Origin of the sequence: Klebsiella sp. GW_Kp181, assembly GCF_040062315.1 — a bacterium.
In the GTDB taxonomy this organism is placed as follows: Bacteria; Pseudomonadota; Gammaproteobacteria; order Enterobacterales; family Enterobacteriaceae; genus Klebsiella; species Klebsiella oxytoca.
Genome location: NZ_JBEAFR010000053.1, coordinates 153,654 through 170,189 on the forward strand (window position 1 = coordinate 153,654; position 16,536 = coordinate 170,189).

At 53.6% G+C, this 16,536-nt stretch carries 21 protein-coding genes; all 21 read right to left on the minus strand.

Features of this window, described 5'->3' with window-relative positions:
* Positions 1-39: 39 nt before the first annotated feature.
* A complete protein-coding gene (locus tag ABLV11_RS11770; RefSeq protein ID WP_201435322.1) occupies positions 40-630 on the minus strand; it encodes a tail assembly protein in 591 nt (196 codons plus the stop codon).
* Positions 631-719: 89 nt separating this feature from the next.
* Complete coding sequence (locus tag ABLV11_RS11775; RefSeq protein ID WP_126488854.1) at positions 720-992, minus strand: hypothetical protein; 273 nt, start codon at positions 990-992, stop codon at positions 720-722.
* Positions 993-997: 5 nt separating this feature from the next.
* Entirely contained in the window at positions 998-1,735 is a 738-nt protein-coding gene (locus tag ABLV11_RS11780; RefSeq protein ID WP_201435319.1) for a C40 family peptidase, read from the minus strand.
* 1 nt (position 1,736) lies between these two features.
* Complete coding sequence (locus tag ABLV11_RS11785) at positions 1,737-2,492, minus strand: phage minor tail protein L (RefSeq protein WP_201435318.1); 756 nt, start codon at positions 2,490-2,492, stop codon at positions 1,737-1,739.
* Positions 2,489-2,836, minus strand: coding sequence for a phage tail protein (locus ABLV11_RS11790; protein WP_047720855.1), 348 nt, complete (start codon positions 2,834-2,836; stop codon positions 2,489-2,491). Before ABLV11_RS11790 ends, ABLV11_RS11785 begins: the two co-directional genes overlap by 4 nt.
* A 50-nt stretch (positions 2,837-2,886) precedes the next feature.
* Positions 2,887-6,033 (minus strand): phage tail tape measure protein, encoded by a 3,147-nt coding sequence (locus ABLV11_RS11795; RefSeq protein WP_201435317.1) that lies wholly within the window; start codon positions 6,031-6,033, stop codon positions 2,887-2,889.
* Positions 6,017-6,289: a phage tail assembly protein T gene (locus ABLV11_RS11800; RefSeq protein ID WP_004111806.1), complete on the minus strand. Its 273-nt coding sequence runs from the start codon at positions 6,287-6,289 to the stop codon at positions 6,017-6,019. Before ABLV11_RS11800 ends, ABLV11_RS11795 begins: the two co-directional genes overlap by 17 nt.
* 62 nt (positions 6,290-6,351) lie before the next feature.
* A complete protein-coding gene (locus ABLV11_RS11805; protein ID WP_004111804.1) occupies positions 6,352-6,780 on the minus strand; it encodes a phage minor tail protein G in 429 nt (142 codons plus the stop codon).
* A gap of 10 nt (positions 6,781-6,790) precedes the next feature.
* Positions 6,791-7,534, minus strand: coding sequence for a phage tail protein (locus ABLV11_RS11810; protein ID WP_047050089.1), 744 nt, complete (start codon positions 7,532-7,534; stop codon positions 6,791-6,793).
* An 8-nt stretch (positions 7,535-7,542) separates the two neighbouring features.
* A complete protein-coding gene (locus ABLV11_RS11815) occupies positions 7,543-7,944 on the minus strand; it encodes a phage minor tail U family protein (protein ID WP_032448885.1) in 402 nt (133 codons plus the stop codon).
* Complete coding sequence (locus tag ABLV11_RS11820) at positions 7,941-8,519, minus strand: phage tail protein (protein WP_127719059.1); 579 nt, start codon at positions 8,517-8,519, stop codon at positions 7,941-7,943. The genes ABLV11_RS11815 and ABLV11_RS11820 overlap by 4 nt, the downstream gene beginning before the upstream one ends.
* 3 nt (positions 8,520-8,522) lie before the next feature.
* Positions 8,523-8,765, minus strand: coding sequence for a DNA breaking-rejoining protein (locus ABLV11_RS11825; protein ID WP_230186246.1), 243 nt, complete (start codon positions 8,763-8,765; stop codon positions 8,523-8,525).
* A 25-nt stretch (positions 8,766-8,790) separates the two neighbouring features.
* A complete protein-coding gene (locus tag ABLV11_RS11830; RefSeq protein WP_127719053.1) occupies positions 8,791-9,117 on the minus strand; it encodes a capsid cement protein in 327 nt (108 codons plus the stop codon).
* Positions 9,118-9,198: 81 nt separating this feature from the next.
* The gene (locus tag ABLV11_RS11835; RefSeq protein WP_127719052.1) at positions 9,199-11,220 is read right to left on the minus strand and encodes a ClpP-like prohead protease/major capsid protein fusion protein; all 2,022 of its coding nucleotides are present in this window, start codon (positions 11,218-11,220) and stop codon (positions 9,199-9,201) included.
* Positions 11,171-12,673: a phage portal protein gene (locus ABLV11_RS11840; RefSeq protein ID WP_127719051.1), complete on the minus strand. Its 1,503-nt coding sequence runs from the start codon at positions 12,671-12,673 to the stop codon at positions 11,171-11,173. Before ABLV11_RS11840 ends, ABLV11_RS11835 begins: the two co-directional genes overlap by 50 nt.
* On the minus strand, positions 12,673-12,885 hold the full coding sequence (locus ABLV11_RS11845) for a hypothetical protein (protein ID WP_004111762.1): 213 nt from the start codon (positions 12,883-12,885) through the stop codon (positions 12,673-12,675). Before ABLV11_RS11845 ends, ABLV11_RS11840 begins: the two co-directional genes overlap by 1 nt.
* Complete coding sequence (locus ABLV11_RS11850; protein WP_201435316.1) at positions 12,882-14,984, minus strand: phage terminase large subunit family protein; 2,103 nt, start codon at positions 14,982-14,984, stop codon at positions 12,882-12,884. Before ABLV11_RS11850 ends, ABLV11_RS11845 begins: the two co-directional genes overlap by 4 nt.
* Positions 14,984-15,472 (minus strand): DUF1441 family protein, encoded by a 489-nt coding sequence (locus tag ABLV11_RS11855; protein WP_004111758.1) that lies wholly within the window; start codon positions 15,470-15,472, stop codon positions 14,984-14,986. Before ABLV11_RS11855 ends, ABLV11_RS11850 begins: the two co-directional genes overlap by 1 nt.
* A complete protein-coding gene (locus tag ABLV11_RS11860) occupies positions 15,435-15,683 on the minus strand; it encodes a hypothetical protein (RefSeq protein WP_159103136.1) in 249 nt (82 codons plus the stop codon). Before ABLV11_RS11860 ends, ABLV11_RS11855 begins: the two co-directional genes overlap by 38 nt.
* Before the next feature lie 20 nt (positions 15,684-15,703).
* Entirely contained in the window at positions 15,704-16,123 is a 420-nt protein-coding gene (locus ABLV11_RS11865; RefSeq protein ID WP_049095305.1) for a hypothetical protein, read from the minus strand.
* Positions 16,123-16,455, minus strand: coding sequence for a hypothetical protein (locus tag ABLV11_RS11870; protein WP_049095306.1), 333 nt, complete (start codon positions 16,453-16,455; stop codon positions 16,123-16,125). The genes ABLV11_RS11865 and ABLV11_RS11870 overlap by 1 nt, the downstream gene beginning before the upstream one ends.
* Positions 16,456-16,536: the final 81 nt, after the last annotated feature.

The window sequence follows — 16,536 nt, forward strand, 5'->3', positions numbered from 1 at the left end:
AAGGTGGCCTGAATGGATGGTATTACTTATTAAAAATATTTATTGCTGGTCTTCGACATAAATACCGGCGGAAATAATCGCGCCGCCAATTCGTCGTTTGCCGTAAAGAAGGCCAACCGGATAGCCCTGCGAGGCGGTATTGGTTACGCCGCCAAAGGCATAGCTGGCTTTATTGTCGGAGGATTCTTTACGGGCAAGGCCACCGGGCTGAGGAGAGAGCATCTGGATCACGCCTCCAAGCATCATTGATGCGCCCATACTATAAAGATATGGTGCAGCGGCATTAGCAGGAGTGAATGTGGAGATGAACCCCGCGACCACAAGCACTGCACCGAGAATAGTTTGTAAAAGGCCAGCCTTTTTACTCCCAATAACAACTGGTGTTATTCGTATTACCTCACCTTTTACAGGGAAACCTAGGTCATCCAACCCTATATTTTTTTCATTCTTAAACACCGCGTAGGTTAGTCCACGATCTTTACTGGTAATCATGAACTTTTCAAAGCCAGGAATTGTTTTTGCTAATGCAACTACTGCCTCCTTCGTGGTAGAAATAAGCCGATAATGAACGTTCCCAAATTTTTCACCTAATGGTCCATTTAATTCAATGCGAGACATAACCTCTTTCATTTCAGCTCCAAAAGAAAAGGCCACAAAATGGCCTTTTCTAAAAAACGTTAAAAACAAACAACTACTTCATAAAATAGTTGTCTCAATATTTATTTTGACATTATAAAGTCATGTATTTCTTTTGCTTCTCGACATGTGTCATCACGCTGCGCCGCTGAAATATTTGAGCATTCAATGTAAACATTTTCATTTGCAACAAGATAACTCATAGTTGAAAAAAATAACTTTTCACATGAGGAAGGGTTATGGCTATTGATACAAATATTACTTGCTGTGTTATTTAATTTTTCGGTTATCGATGATTGTTCTGCATGTGCAGCGGTCACAAAAATAGATGCAATCAGTAAGATGTATTTAGTCACTTATATCACTCCATTAGTCGATTTGAACAGATTCTATCATATTTACTGTATCTGACGACTTTCATCGTCCTGTCCATCCAATAACCTCCATAAGGTACACGCTGACTGAGATGACCATACAGATGATGCAGGAGCATATTACCATCCAGAAGGATCCCGGCATGGTTCCATTTGTCCGACTGCACCTGCATGATAACCATATCTCCGGACTGCGGTGGGCCTTTAAATTCACGGAAACCACATTCATACCAACAATCGTGGTAGAAATTTTCTGGATAGTCATTTTCCCACCAGGGATAATCAACGCGGTAATCGTGCAGCTCGATGCCGTGGGTCTGCCGGAAATAGCTCATCACCAATCCCCAACAATCGTAGTGGCCAAGTACGAATGGTCGGCCGAGGAGAGGCAACTCCCCGCGTGGATGGATGGTACGCAGATCTCCTTCCGGCCAACTGATGATATGCCAGGGGAGCAGAGTTGCATCGCACTGCGCCTTGTCCAGTTCGCTGGGTTGCGTGGTCGCATCAGGATGGCTGTGAACAATGCCGATGATCGTTCCCCAGTCCTCTACCGCTGCGTAATCCTCCGATGACAGTACAAAATTATCATTCGACTCTCTGGCCAGGTTCCTGCATGGGAAATATCGCTCTACTCGCCCCTTTTGGGCAATCAAGCCACACGCCTCACGCGGGTAATCAGCTGCAGCATGAGCCTGTATCGCCTCAATCGTTTTCTGGCGCATATCAGCTCCTTATCAGCGACGTGCCAGGGAACCCGCCAAACGGCAGTTCGTTATGCTCGCCAAAACGCAGTTTGCAGGCAGTGAGTGTTCCGTTGCAGACGTCCTTCGATGGGTCATCAACCGGCTTGTTATTCTTGTCGAAATACTTTGTCCCGGCATAATCGCAACCATCGCCACTGCGGTATTTATTGCGAATACACCAGGTACAAACCGAATGATACTGACGGGTTGGGATCAGCTTCCCCTGCAGCCCCATCGGGCTATCTAGCGCGAACTCCACCGTTTCATCGGTTTCAAGACTTTTGGTGTCGATAAAATAGAGGTGCCGTTTCTCCTGCGATGGATCCGCGGTGGCATTACCCTCAGGGAAATTTCGCGCATCCAGATACTGCTTTTGTGTCTCATGGATAATGACCCGAGCCATTGCCAGATCGTCATAATGCAAACACAACGCGGAAATCGAACCATCAATGTTGCCCACCCTCAGTGTCGGCTGAGCGTCGCTTCCAGAAGTCGAGGATTCGATCCCCTCTAATTCACACGGCCACGCTTTATATTCGGTTCCCTGCCACCAGATACTTTTAGCGGGCAATTTCGATTCATCGCCACCAGCGGCTAAAATTTCCGCTTCAGTATGGGGAATGTTATATCCGTGGAAATATAAAATATCCCCCATATTAAAAGCACTACCATCAATTTCAAAAAGCCGGATTTCATCTCCCGGCTCCAGTTTCTGATAATCAGCGTGAAGACTCATGGTACGAATGCCTGTTCAAATGTTGCGGTGACTGTCATGACTCTGTTGTTCAGAACGGCTTTTTGCAGACTGTCAGCCTGAACCCGCCATAGCGCCAGCTCGTCATACGGAGGTTTAAACGCAAAGGATTTTGTTTTATGCCGTCGCAGGAATTTATAAATATCCAGTCCTGTTTGCAGTTCTCCGGTAAATGAAAATGCATAATTTAAGGTTTCCGGGTTTATTCCCTCCCCTGAAACCTGCGCATAGCCGTCGCCAAATTGCGCCTTGCGAATATTATCCTTACTCGTTATCGCGGGCTGACTGGCAGCCTGAATTCGCCAGGAAAATGTTTCAATAGTCATAAATAGCCTTTATCTCAGCCAGTAAAAAAGCCGCAAAGCGGCCTCAGGTATTAACGCCCTTCTTTTATTGCCTTCCACAGCGGCGTCCCGGGCCGTTGGGCCTGTTCGCTGACGACGCTGATGATGGCGGGTTTCAGTTGCTTAAGGATACCGTTACTGTCAATCGCTGACCGCTGCGTAGACTGCTGTTCGCTGCCGCTGCTGATATAGACGCCCCCCATGTTGACCATCACACCGCCAGGGGAGACACTCGCCGGGCTGGCAGCGTTGCCGACATACCCGCCGGCAGCATAACCGCGCATCATCCGGTAAAGATTGCTCACCCCAATGCGGCTGGTCGCCTCTTTTGTGAATACAAACTCACCGCGGTGCACAACGCCAGCAGGCTCATATTTACCGCCGTGGCCAGTGTAGCCGCCGCCGTCGTATCCTGGCGGACGATATGAGGGTACCGGAACTGATTGCCCAGATGATGTATTGCTTGCGCTACCGTTGATCCACCCCATAGCCGCCTGAATGGTATAGGCCACGATCAGCTGATTGATGACCTGAACAATCATCTTCAGAATGGATGTGGTGAACTCCTTAAAGCTCGCCTTTCCGGTTGTTGTCAGCGCTGTCAGCTGGTTGGCCAGACCACTGAATGTGGCCTGAGAAATATCTTTCACAGATGAGAAAACATCTGTGGCCGAATCCTGATACTCCGCCCATCCCTGTTTGGCGCCGGCCAGCCAGTTACCGCGTAATGCATCCTCAGCTTCATAGGTGGCTTGCTGTTCGGCTAGCACCTTCCGCTGCGCATCAGGATTGAAGGCGTACGTTTCACTCAGCTTTTCAAGCGTGGTCCTTCTGTTCGACTCCCTGCCAGAAAGCCCGTCAGCCTGAGCCTTTATCCCCGCCCGGATCGCACTCTGCTGCTGCGCGAATTTATTTGCCTGATCTGCAAGATTATTCAGCTTCTGCTGCCGGGCAACCTTATCACCGAGATCGGCAAGCTGGCGTTTGTATTCCAGCGTTTCATTTTTGTGGGCCAGCAGGGATTTTTCCTGCGTGGACAACTGGCGGCGGCCGGCGGCCTCCTGTAAAACGGCATACTGGTTTTCCGTCTGCCAGAGATCGCGGCGCTGCTTACTGATCACATCGTTAACGTCGGTATGCTGCTGCAGGGTTTTAAGCTGCGCCTGCAGCGTCAGCAGCTCCGCCTGCGCCCCTTCTTCTGCTTTACTACCGGCGGGCGTAGTATATTGCCTGCCCTTCGGCGTTTTCGGGTCTTTGTATTTGCTATCGATGCCCGCGCGAATTTTCGCGATATCGCTTTCCGTCCAGCGGGTGGCAACCCCATCGATGGCATCCTGTTTATTTTTCGCAACCAGCTTATTAAATTCTTCCTGAGCGCGGGCCCGCCGCTCGGCAGGTTTCAGTCCGGCATCAAGAAGCTGGTTAAACTGCTGCTGATTCCTTATTGCCTGCTGCTGCTGGTCATTGCGCATCTTCTCGCGCGCCGCGGCTAAACCTTCCTGGGCGTATGCTTTATCAGCCTCATCATAGGCCTGTTTTTTGAGAGACAGCTGCTCACGGGCGTTTCGCAGACGCTCTGCATCAGCTTTCACCAGCGGGTTATTCCCCGCATAGTCAGGATCGACTTTAAGGTTTGACGACAGCGCGCGATATTCCTTTTCGGCTGTCTGCCAGTCCGCAAAAGCCCCCTGCCGCTTCATGGCCGTATCAGGATTGCGACCAATGCCCATCATGGCATCCCAGGCGCCGTTGGCAGCATTTTTCACCCAGTTCCACGCGGTTTCCAGTGTCCCCAGATTTTCCTTCACCGCATTCGCACGCTGGATAACGCTGTCTGAATAGGCCCGCATCGCGAGCTCGGCAGCGCGCTGTGAATCCCCCATCGCCTGAGCAGCTGAAATCTGTTCAAACTGGCTTGCGGTCAGAAAATGCAGCGACTCATTCAGCGTTGCAACCGCATTAACCGGATCATCTTTCAGCCGTTTGAACTGGTTAATAGTTTCATCCACCGCCTGGCCGGTCGCCTGCTGGAGCCTTGCAGCCACGTTGGCAACGCGCTCGACGTCGGCGCCACCGAATGCCCCACTTCCGACAACCTGCGCTAATACGGCTGCCGCGGCATGCTGTGTGACCCCATTTCCTGAGATGTTCCGCGCCAGCGCCTGCAGTTGTCCCGAGGTTTTCCCTGCATAATTCCCGGTGAGAATGAGCTGTTTGTTAAACTCCTCTGCTTCCTTCCCGCCGTCGTACCAGGCCTTCCCCAGCAGAACGACGGATGCCGCTATACCGCCGACAACACCAGCGATGCCGAGACCGCGCAGCGTCATTAATTGATCTATCCATCCTGCCCGGTTAGCCAGGGTGATCCCGGAGCCGCGAAGCGCTCCAAAGTTACCACGCAGCAGCTCCCCCATCAGCACGCCAAGTTCCCTCCGCGCGCCAGCACTCTCGAGACCAAGGCTGTGCGTGGCGACCTTTGCCGCCTCCAGTTTACGGATATAGACTTCAGCTGCATCGCCGGCGCCAACCTGCGCCGCTTTCATTCTCAGGAGCTCTGTGCCAGAAAGCTTTTGCTCAACAACCTGCGCCTTCAGCTGACGAAGAAATTTCTCGCGCGCCTGGTTCGCTTTTTCCTCAACCTGCTGAAGTTCTTTCTGCCGCGCCGTGGTGCGGGAAATCAAAGAGAGATAATCACCCTGAGTGATGTTCCCCTGTGCGCGGGCCTTGCGAAATTGTTCCTGGACACTGGCCAGCGACCGTGTTTCACCACTTAGGGATCGAACGCCATCTATCTGCCTGAAGAACGATTCCGCCAGCGCATCCTGCCGCCGTGCCAGCGCCTCTGCCTGAGCGTCATTCTCCCGATAACGCTGGTTTAACCCGGTAACACGCTGGTAAGTCTCATCGACCGATTTGGAGACCCGCTGCAGTTCGCTCTGAAGCCCGGCGGCGGCATCCGCCTGTCGCTTCTGCATATCGGACACAGCCCCTGCGCTGGCGGTGCTGGTGGTTTTCAGCGCGCTGATTTGCGCCTCCGCCGCACTGCGCATGCGCGTCTGCACTTTGTCCGATTCATCCGCCATACCGGACAGTTGCCCCTTAATCCTGGCGATCTGTTCGTTGAATGTGGCGCTGTCGACATCCAGGTTGATGACAAGATCGCTAATCTGCTGGGCCATATCTGGTGCCTCCCGTTATTCCCTCTGCGGCCAGCATCATGGCGTCATCATCCTGCACATGATCCGCTGCAGCCTCAGCGGAGGGGGACAGCAGGCTGAAGTGTGCAGGGGTGATGTCCGGATCCCGGTATAAGAAGGTTGAAATGGTGTAAAGCAGCCCGGAGAAGTGGGCATCGAGCTGCGCGTCCTGAAAAAAACGCTCCCGGTAAAAGTGATGCCAGTCGCCCAGCTCGGAGGACGTCATGCCAGCAAGCATGGCGCGCCAGTCGGGTCGCCCGAACTCGCGCGCCAGCTTCAGGACAAAATCAAGCTCACTGGCTAGGGCTTTTCCGCTGTAACAGGTTCATCACCCAGCGCGGTGGCATCAATGTGTTCATCCGCGGGTTGATCTTCTTCGACAACCGGCGCCAGCATGCCGGAGAGCAGCTTGATCTGCATTTCCGCTTTGCCAATCGCTTCCGCCGGCCAGGTACTCATCACCTGCTGGTGGAGTTCCTCTTCAGATGGCCCCTTCGGATCGTTATGCCAGAGCGAGAGCGCAATCAGGCGCGCGCCTGCGCGAATACTCATGCTGACCAGCCCGGCGGACATTGTCTGGTCATCCACGTCATCAGAAATGGCGGATAAGGCTTTTTCTTCTGCGGCCAGATATTCGAGATAAGTAATGCGCTGCAGTGCCGACAATTCGGTGATCGTCACCGTAGCGCCGTTATGGGTAAATTCGTCTTTCTTCAAAAACATGCTCATGCCTTTATCCTCAGGACGCCGTCACGGTGGTTTTGCAGGTCGCCACAAAATTACCGTCATTGCTCATGACAATAATGTCGGCCGTGCCAGCCGCCACGCCGGTAACAATCAGAGATTTGCCACTCACGGCCACGGTCGCCTTCGTGCTATCCGAGGTCGACGCACGGAAAGACTGTTCCGACGCGCTGGCAGGCAGGAAGGTGACGTTTAGCGTTGTGGTTGCGCCGACGGCCACGCTGGCTGTTGCCTTGTCGAGTTTGATGCCGGTCACTGCGATCGGCGGGTTGCCGCTTTCTTCCGCCAGTTCTGGTTTCCCGGTATTGGTGATTTTGGCGGTACGCGTGATCACTTCCTTCGCGGGGATGGCTTTACCCAGGCTACTGCACCAGCCTTTGAACACATCCACGGTGCCATTCGGGTATTTAATTTTGTAGGCCCGCACATCGCCATCGACAAACCAGGCCACCAGCGACTTTTGCCCTTCTTCACCCGGTTTCCAGGCCAGCGTTAATGATGTATCACCTGCCGATTTTGCCCCCTGTGCAGTCGCGGTCCAGTCTGCGTCGTCATCGTCAAGGTAGGTGTCATCGTAGGACTCCGCCGTCATTTCGCCCGGCGTGAGTTCCTTAATTTTTGCCAGGCGCTGCCAGTCGGCATCGGAAAGTGGGTTAGCGTAGGGATTTCCCGTTCCGGTATATAACCAGAGCGTGGTGCCCGCCCCTTTAACCGGGGCCATTGGATTTGGAGTAGCCATAAAATTCCTTATCTCAGGTAAGTGAGGGTGTACGTCAGGTCGACCGATCCCCAGGTAGCCATTTCGTCATCGCGCTGGTAGTCGTAGCCCATGGGGATCATCGTTTCGATTAAGGGAGATAGCGCCGGGATAGTCTCAAGGGCCGGGTACACCTTTTCCTCCATCCACGCATCCAGCGCGCTATCCGGCGTGGTGGATTTCAGAAATACCTCGATATGGAGGACTGATTGCCAGCTATCCTCATCAAGGCTGTCTCCCGTGTATTCTGCATCAGACAAATAGACTGCCAGCGCCGGCAGGTCCTGCTCTTCCAGAAAAACAGGCCGCCCGTCAAACCATGTCACACGATCTGGAATGGACGCCCTTAGTTGTTCCAGTACGGCAAGACGAATAGCAGTGTGTTTGCTCATCGCTTCAGGTGGATCCTCAGTTGATTCTTCAGCGCTGCAGACAGCTCCTTCGGCATATCGCTGTCGATAAGCTGCTTTGATATCGCGGTGAAGTTTTGGGTTAATGGGGTTACGAGAGGAACTTTGACAACATCTATCGGGTAACGAGATTTACTCAGCCGGCGCATAACCTGCCATCGCCCGTTCGCCAGCTGCTGGATAAACGCATTTCTGAAAATGTACGGGCCAATACGTAACACGCTACCCCGCCCGCGCTTTTCTCCTTTACGCCTGGAGAGATGCACACGCGCGGCACCCAGCTTGATTGCAGGCAGGTTTCCGCGGTTGATACGAATTGCCGCCACCAGCCGTTCAGGCTTTGCACGCTTAAGACGCGAACGCTGGCGGACCAGCTTCACCGGCAACCCCTTTTTGTGGTTATCGCCCACTGTCGCTTCTTTTGCGACCTTCCTGCTGCCCTGCGTAATCGCCCGCCCGGCGACCCGATTTAGCGCCTGGGCGGCAGCCGTTGGGACCATCAGACGGCTCAGACTGTTCAGGTTCTGGATCGCACGCTCAAGACCTTTCAGTGACATCATTCACTCCAGCCAGATTTGAGGCTTCCCGTTAAAAAGCTGATAACGGGTAACGATCCAGTCTTTACCGTCATATTCGACGGCATCGTTTCTGGCGGGCCGATAGTCAGCAGCAAAAACAACCAGCACCGTTGCGGTACCGGACAACGCGCCCATCTCCTCCAGCAACTCAGCAGGCACGACGTCAACGCTTATGCCGTTAATGACCGCTTCCCTGCCCATTTTTTTGAGGGTGGCGGCATCCATCCGGGCCGCCATCTTGTCGAAAGGGTTAGGCATTGATTTTGACATCAATGACGGTACTGTTAGCCGCAGCATTTTCCCAGGCAACACCCGCCAGGACGGCATCAGTGGCTTCCAGTTGTACTTTGCCCGCCTTGATGTACACTTTTTCCCCCGCGCTGATTTCATCGGCGGCCAGCTTCGCCAACTGGAATACTCCTTCGGTAAGGCCATCACCTGTATCGCCGCCCGGAATATCCGTGATCGCAACCGCAATCATTTGACCGATAACAACCGGCGCCCCGCTCAGGATGATTTCCTGTCCGGCATTCTCCACAGGGATAGTCTTTCCTTCCTGCACATAATTTTTAGCCATAACATCTCCTATCAGCCCGGTAGGGCTGATTTCAGGTATAAAAAAAGCCCGTTTGGGCTAAGAGGTTTGAGTGGGTGGGGATTACTTACCAGTGGATTTCGTCAGACCGCGGAAGTCTAACGGCGCTACGCCCGCATCGATGCGTACCTTCGTAGCAATACCATCGGTATTGAAACCTTCCTGCTGGTCAATGTAAGGCGTATCAACACCATTCAGATATGCCACTTCGATGGTATCGGTGCCTTTAGCCGCAGCCAGATACCAGGCGTTAGGATCCTTGTGGTCCAGTCGCGGTTCAGAAATAACTTCCGCAAAGTTCTGAATAGGGTTGTTAATCCCGGAGTTGATATCTGCACCCTTAACGCTTGCCGATTTAATCGTCTGATTGGCCAGCGTTTCGAGACCCACCGGCACCAGCATATAAGCCGGACGAATGTTCAGAGTGCGCTCGCCCTCTTTCTGCAGGCGCATCAGTTTGCGGGCATCATCAATACTCGAAACAGAAATGGCGCCAGAGGAGAGGTTTTTGTGATCGGCATGGAACAGCGGTTTGCCGTCGGACAGTTTCGGGTTATCCAGCAGAATCGCATACACCAAATCACCAATGGTGGCTTTCGCGGCGCGCCCCATTTTCGCCGGGACGTCGGTTAATGCGTTCAGATCATCGTTGATAATCGCCTGGCGGGTGATGGAGAAAATTTCCCCATAGGTAGCCAGTGCGATCGTTTCACCTTTATCGCCCGTGGTCACATATTTATATTCAGCCCCTTCGCGAACCTTACGCAGGGAGTTAAAACCACCCATTCCCACGCGGTGAGCCGTTTTAAAATCAGACAGCTGGCCTTTCTTCGTCCACAGATCAAAGGTCTCTGCTGCCTCATCCCAGCCCTGAAGAAGCGCCTTATTCGCTACGTCGAGCAGAATATTGCCAAAATCAGAGGTGCTGTGAGTCAACGCCAGGCCGACCATCTGCATTGGGTTGTAGCTTGAGACACCAATGCCGCGTTCGGTCAGCGCCATACGCGCATATTCGCGCAGCGTCATCCCGTTGTACACGTTATCACGTTCCTGATTTTCATACCCTGCGCGGGCCATCAGTGCCTGACGGATGCCATCGCCAACAAAATTCCCGTTCCCGGCATAAATGTGCGGCTGATCGCTTTTGTTCGATGGGGTGGCAACCTTGCCCAGAGCAGCCAGCAGCACATCTTTCGCCTGCTCCACAGTGCAATCTGGGTCCGCAATACACTGGTTTTGCAGATCCTGGTGCTTACCGCCAAACATAGCGAACAGATCATTAATCCCGTTCACACGGTTGCGCTGTTCGGCATGAATCTGCGCGCGGATAGCATTCTCATCCGCGCCAGTAGGCTGAGGGGCGATCGGCTGTTGTGCCTGAGGCTGTGGTGCTGGTTGCTGCGGTTCGCGCTGAGTGGAGTTACGCGGCGGGGTGACCATGTTACGAATGCTGTTTGGCATTTTTTCAAATTCCTCAATACGTTTTGAATGGATACAGGCCATGGCCTGAAGGGATGGGATCACCTGGTCAGCAAAACCCATGGCAAGGCATTCAGCGCCGTCGAGCCAGGTTTCGTCTTCCAGCATTGCCGCAATCTCATCAGCGGTTTTTCCGGTTTTTGCTGCGTAGGCGGGGATCAGCACCGATTCAACTTTGTCCAGTAAATCAGCGTAGTCGCGCATATCGTTGGCATCGCCGCCAGCAAAGCCCCACGGCTTATGGATCATTATCATGGTGTTTTCCGGCATGATGACCGGGTTTCCCACCATTGCGATGACAGAAGCCATGGAGGCGGCCAGGCCATCGATGTGAACGGTGATCGCGGCGCCGTGATGTTTCAGAGCATTAAAAATGGCGATGCCATCAAAGACATCGCCACCAGGCGAATTAATGTGAAGGTTAATGTGGCTGACATCACCCAGCGCTTTAAGATCGTTAACAAACTGTTTGGCCGTTACTCCCCAATAACCAATTTCATCATAGATATAGATATCCGCTTCATTGTTGGCGCTGGCCTTCATGCGGAACCATGAATTACTTTTTACGCTGGCTTTCGGACGTTGATATGCCCGTTTCTTTGGCATCGGCACTGGTGCCTCCTCTGTCATTGGCAGGATCAGTATCAAATACCAGCCCCTGCTCACGGTTTTCGTCTATTTCGGCCTTGCGGCGCGCTTTAACATCATCTGGATGGCGCCCACTGGCGCGAACCCAGTCTGACTCCGTCGCCGCGCCACCACGGATTTGAGCCTTCCAGGCATTAGCCTCCTTGACGGGATCAATCCATGGCATCACGGGACCGGAATACACTGCGGTGTATAAAGACTCGATATCCAGCCCGCGTGGTAAAGTAATTTGGCCGCTGGCGACAGCCATCTTCAGCCAGGCGCGATACATCGGACGCGTCACGGCCCCAATAAACCAGTCCTGAAGAATGAGATAACCGTCTGTCGATTCCACCAGCTCCTGCCGCTGAGCACTGTAAGTGCCGTTGTAGTTTCTGGCGGTACTGGAAAAACTCAGGCGGCTGCCGGCGGAAACGGCACGCAGCTGGCCGTTGCGGAAGGTTTCAAGATTGGGATTCGGGCGATCGGATTTCACCATGCCGATATCCTCGCCAGGCAGCAGGTCGTCGTAGATAATGCCGGGCTGAATATTCAGCTCACGATCATCATCCTTACCGGCGTTTTCATCCCAGCTTTGCCCATCCCCTTTTTTGATATACATCCCGAGGGCGGCGGCGATGCGGGCTGCTGTCAGCTCGGCATCTTCATACTCTTTCAGCGCACTGAGACGCATCAGCACCCCGGATAACAGGGAGGTACCGCGCGTCTGATGCAGCCGCCGGACAAACTTCAGGTGCAGCATATTTTCTGCATCAATCCGTTTGGTATCCATCTGACGACCAGAGACCGGCTGGCTTTTATAGACCAGATAGCCCTTCGGCCTGCCCCAGTTATCGGTATATACCCCCTGATTTAGCTTGTCCGACTCGCTGCTGGTCTGGGGAACAAAATCAGCTTCCAGAGCTTCCAGCCAGAACGGCACCCCGGCGGTAGGCGTCAGGCCATTGCCTGTGCCGCTGACTATCTGTGCAAAAACCTCCCCGTCGCGCAACCAGCTGCGTAACATCAGGCGCTCCAGCATGGGGCGGGTAAACTGATGGGTCACTTCTGGTCGAATAGACCATTCACCCCATTTCTGACGGATATCCGCCGCCAGCTTTTTAGCGATCTTGCCGTTCTTGAGCTTCGGATGCGGCTCCACGATAATCCCGCTTTTACCTACCACCCGCTCTTCAAGCTTATCGAAAATGCCAATCACTAAATCGTGGTTATTATCAAGCCACCGCGCCTGCTCCCGCAACGAGGCAGCCCCCATCTGGCTGAGTTGATCAGCCGAACGATTTTCCCGACGGGCTTTGTGGGTGCGTGTGGGCTTAACGGCCTCATATGCCTGTATCATGGCGCGTGAGCGTAGCCTTGCGGCCTTCCAGCCAGGGGAAATGACACCAATCGCATCATCAAGTAGAGACATTACAACCTCGCCAGTTTGTAGCCAGGCCGTCCCCGGCGCTTATTATTCAGGGAAGAAAGGCGCCGCTCCCATTCCTGTCGTCCTTTGCGGATTTCAGACAGGTTTTCCATGGTCATTTCCTGACCATTAAATTTGATGGATTTGCCATCCAGTACCGCCATTTCCGCTTCGGCATAGCGCTGGATCATGGCCTCAATATCACTTTTATTCACAACCAGCCTCCTGAGGTGGCCCATGGGTTAGCGTCATCTGTTACGGTTTTTTTGCGTTTGCGCTTTTTGGTCTGGACAGGCGCTGGCGCCGGGGGTGCTTCTTCGCCAGTTTCCTGCGGCACGTTCTCCATCCACGTTTCCCTCCTCGCCCATTCAGGCGCATCAGGCCATTTAATTTTTTCGTATCCGCGAAGGATAACCAGCGCATCAGCGTAAACCAGCAGGTCAAAAGCTTCGTTGGCGCCGCGCCCTGGCTTACTCCATTTGCCATCAGAATCACGCTCCTCATAAGTCAGTTCGTCGTAAAACCAGCTTCCCAGCCACTTCGGGAAATGGATGTAGTTCGGTCCGGGAGTATCGCGCCACAAGGCGTTGTTTACCCGGTCTTTGAGGTCATTGGTTTGCAGCAGATAAAGAGGAACATCCCCGGCGGCTTTCGCCCGGCGCGCTGAACGGCCGGTGTTATCTGGCAGGGATTGGGTGATCAGCTTTTCGCGTCGATGACCGTCACCTTTAAACAGGTAAACATTCCGGCCAATTCCCTCCCGACGGCATTTACGCCAGAATCGATAGGCATTATCGGTGACACCATCTTCACCGCCGGAATCGACTGCCATTGCCATCAGGCGCATACACCGGCGGGGATCGGATGCCATTCGCCACGTCTTGTAAAAGACATCAGTCAGCAGCAGATCCCAGTCCTCCGGGTAACTGGCTGGGTCGATAGGCAGGCTTTCACCGTTCGCGTCGCACCGGAGCGACTGGCGAATGTTGTAACGGTCCACCAGCCACCGTTCGCCCATGCTTCCGTAGCCAGTAACCTGAACGACAAAGCGGCGATTACGTCCCCCCTGCACGTCGACAGTCGCCACCAGGAAACAAACACCATCAGGCACACAACGTTTCGGGACATCCTCGGCCCGCTGTTCGAGCAATTCGCTTTTACGCTGTTCGGTACTCGCGCGCGGAAGATAAGGGCGACCAAAGTCAGTGTTAACGACCGTTTTTAGTGTCTCTTCGCTTTGGGTTTTTTCGTATTCCTGCTCAGCCGCCAGATATTTATAAATTAGCTGTGACCAGGTCTGGTAAGCAGCTGCTGGCCCTTCCATCCAGAAAGAAGCAATGCGTGACCGCCGGCCCTCCCCTGTAATGTTTCCATCCCGATCAATTGACTGCCCGTCACGTAACCAGACGCTTTTCATGTTCAGCTCGCGCTTCATCGCAGGAAGCACTTTTCCTTTGCAGGCCGGGCATTGCAGATAGGCCGCTTCGCTGGCTGTGACCAGGTCCGTCGTGTCACGGTAGCCCGTCATGTTGGCAACTTCAGGCTGAAAATATTCCCCACAATGCGGGCAAGGCCAGTAAAGCCGCCGGCGGTCGCCGCGGTTATACAGCGACAACACGCCCGTCGTGGGAGGTGCTTCATGGGGTGAACTCTGCCGCCATTTCGTATCGAGAATGTCGCGGCCCGGTGAGCTTTCGACCAGGGTCATACCCGAAGACATAAACGTAGTAGTACGTTTGGAGGCAAGCGAGAATCCGTCCCCCTCCCCGTCGATGTCTTCCGGGAAGCGGTCGTAGTCGGTTAGCGCAACAAATTTATAGTCCGACGAGGACATAATATTGACTGAGGGCCAGCCAAGTTTCAGATAGTTACCAGCGCGGAAAGTACGATCGTGAACGTTGTTATCGTTACGACGCGGACTCAATCTGGTTTTTACTTCAGGGCTGCATCGGAATGTCCGGTCCAGACGTTTTTTCGAGTGTTCACGTGCTTTTTCTTCTGATACCTGAATAACCAGCATATCCGCCGGATCACAAACAATGCTGTATACGATCCATCCGTCAATCAGGCCAATCGTCTTACCCGTTCGCGCGGGGCCAACGAATACCACAGCATCGTACTCACGCGATGCCAGGCAGTTCATCGGCTCTATAACATATGGGGCCAGATTAGGATCCCATGGGACCGAGTTACCGGCGCCCATCGGCACACGCATATATTCGGCTACCGCGTCGGCAACCAGCATGCGGCGTGGCGCGCGTAAAATTCCGGAGACATCCCGGCGGTTCCCCCTGGCGGATGCCCGCTTTGCCATCAGTCCTCCTCTGGCTCAACCTCCTCTGCTTCGGCTTCCATGACCTTTTGGGCCATCTGGTCGCGCAAATCGTCAATCACACTCTGCACCCGGGCAACCGCTGCAGGGGAAAGCGCGCAATCTCGCTCGAGTACATCGGGGAGCGTTTCGAGCACCATCACAACGGCTTTAGCCATGACTGAAAACTCTCTGGCCACTTCATCTGCCGGTATAAGCTGCCCCGTATCCTGCTCAAACTTGATCCGCTCGTTCTCGGCCTTCCAGTGCGCCAGCCTGTCCGCCGGTGGCATATCCTCCAGACTGGTTGCAACCGTGGGGATCATTAATTCAGCCAGAACGTCGGTCACTAAAAACAGTTTTAGTTTGCTGTTGCTGCCCGGTGCTGGTTCGACATTTTTCAGCCTGGCGGCCACCGTCTGGCGGTGGACATTGGTTATGCCCGCCAGCTGATTAATATTCAGCTTCAGAGAAGCGATTTCCTGATCCATGATGGTGAACACTTTTTAACCGTTTCGACATCATTGCAAAACAGGCATCAATAAAATCAAAAACCTGCGCAAATGATGATGATGACCATGGATCCAGAAAACTAGCCGATTCCCGCGAGCGCGCCGCCCCGTGGAAGACCACCCCACCGGGAGGACCCATGCAATAATGATTGTCATTTGCAATAGCTGACCAATCATCGAGGCCGCTCACTGAACGACCTCTGTGAATGCTCAGCCTGCGGACGCGCCGCCGTCAGCCTGCAGCACATCCTCGGGGATGCGTGCCGCCAGCGGCTCATTCTCGAAGACCTTCAGCCCATTGAAGCCGAGGAACGTTGAAGACTGGCTGATGTTCCCTGCGATGAAGTCGCCAACATCGTTCAGAAATCCGGTCACGACCGTCTCAGTGTTCCGGCGCCAGTAGTCCTCAAGGGCAACCAGCAGCGGATCAGAACCATTGGTGATCATCTGCTCGCCAACGGAATAAGCCTTCTTACCTGTCTTATCAGTGATGCATTGCAGCTTGTTGCTCTGCATGGCCACCATGTCGGAATTGTTCACCTGAACGGTAAGTGACGCGACCTTATCGCCGTCATCATTCGTGCTGGAAGCATAGAAGAGTGAAAGCGTCAGATCATTACGATTAAACATTACTGGCTCCTGTTGCGGTTACGGTTGCGATGACGGGGGCGACGCGCCGTTCGTGGCGCAGTATCATTCGGCGGCAAGAGCTCACCTTCTTTTACTGGCTGCACTTCTTCCACGACAGCTGGTGGCTGTTCTGACTCTTCCGGTTGTGGTTGCGCTGGTGCTGCAGGTACGAATGGTGCGCCACCAGCTTCAATCTCAATCTTGAGGTGCGGGAATATCTTAGCGGTATGGTCGAAATGGATAGCTGAAACAGGCAGATGCGCGTAAGACACGCCGTCCCGCTCCAGCGCCACCAGCACGCCATTAACGTATTCAATCTTGATATTTTGCATCGTTTACCTTCACGAATAAAAAAGCCCCGCTATTGCGAGGCGCATATTTATCAATGGGTTGCTATAAACGGAGATAGTTAT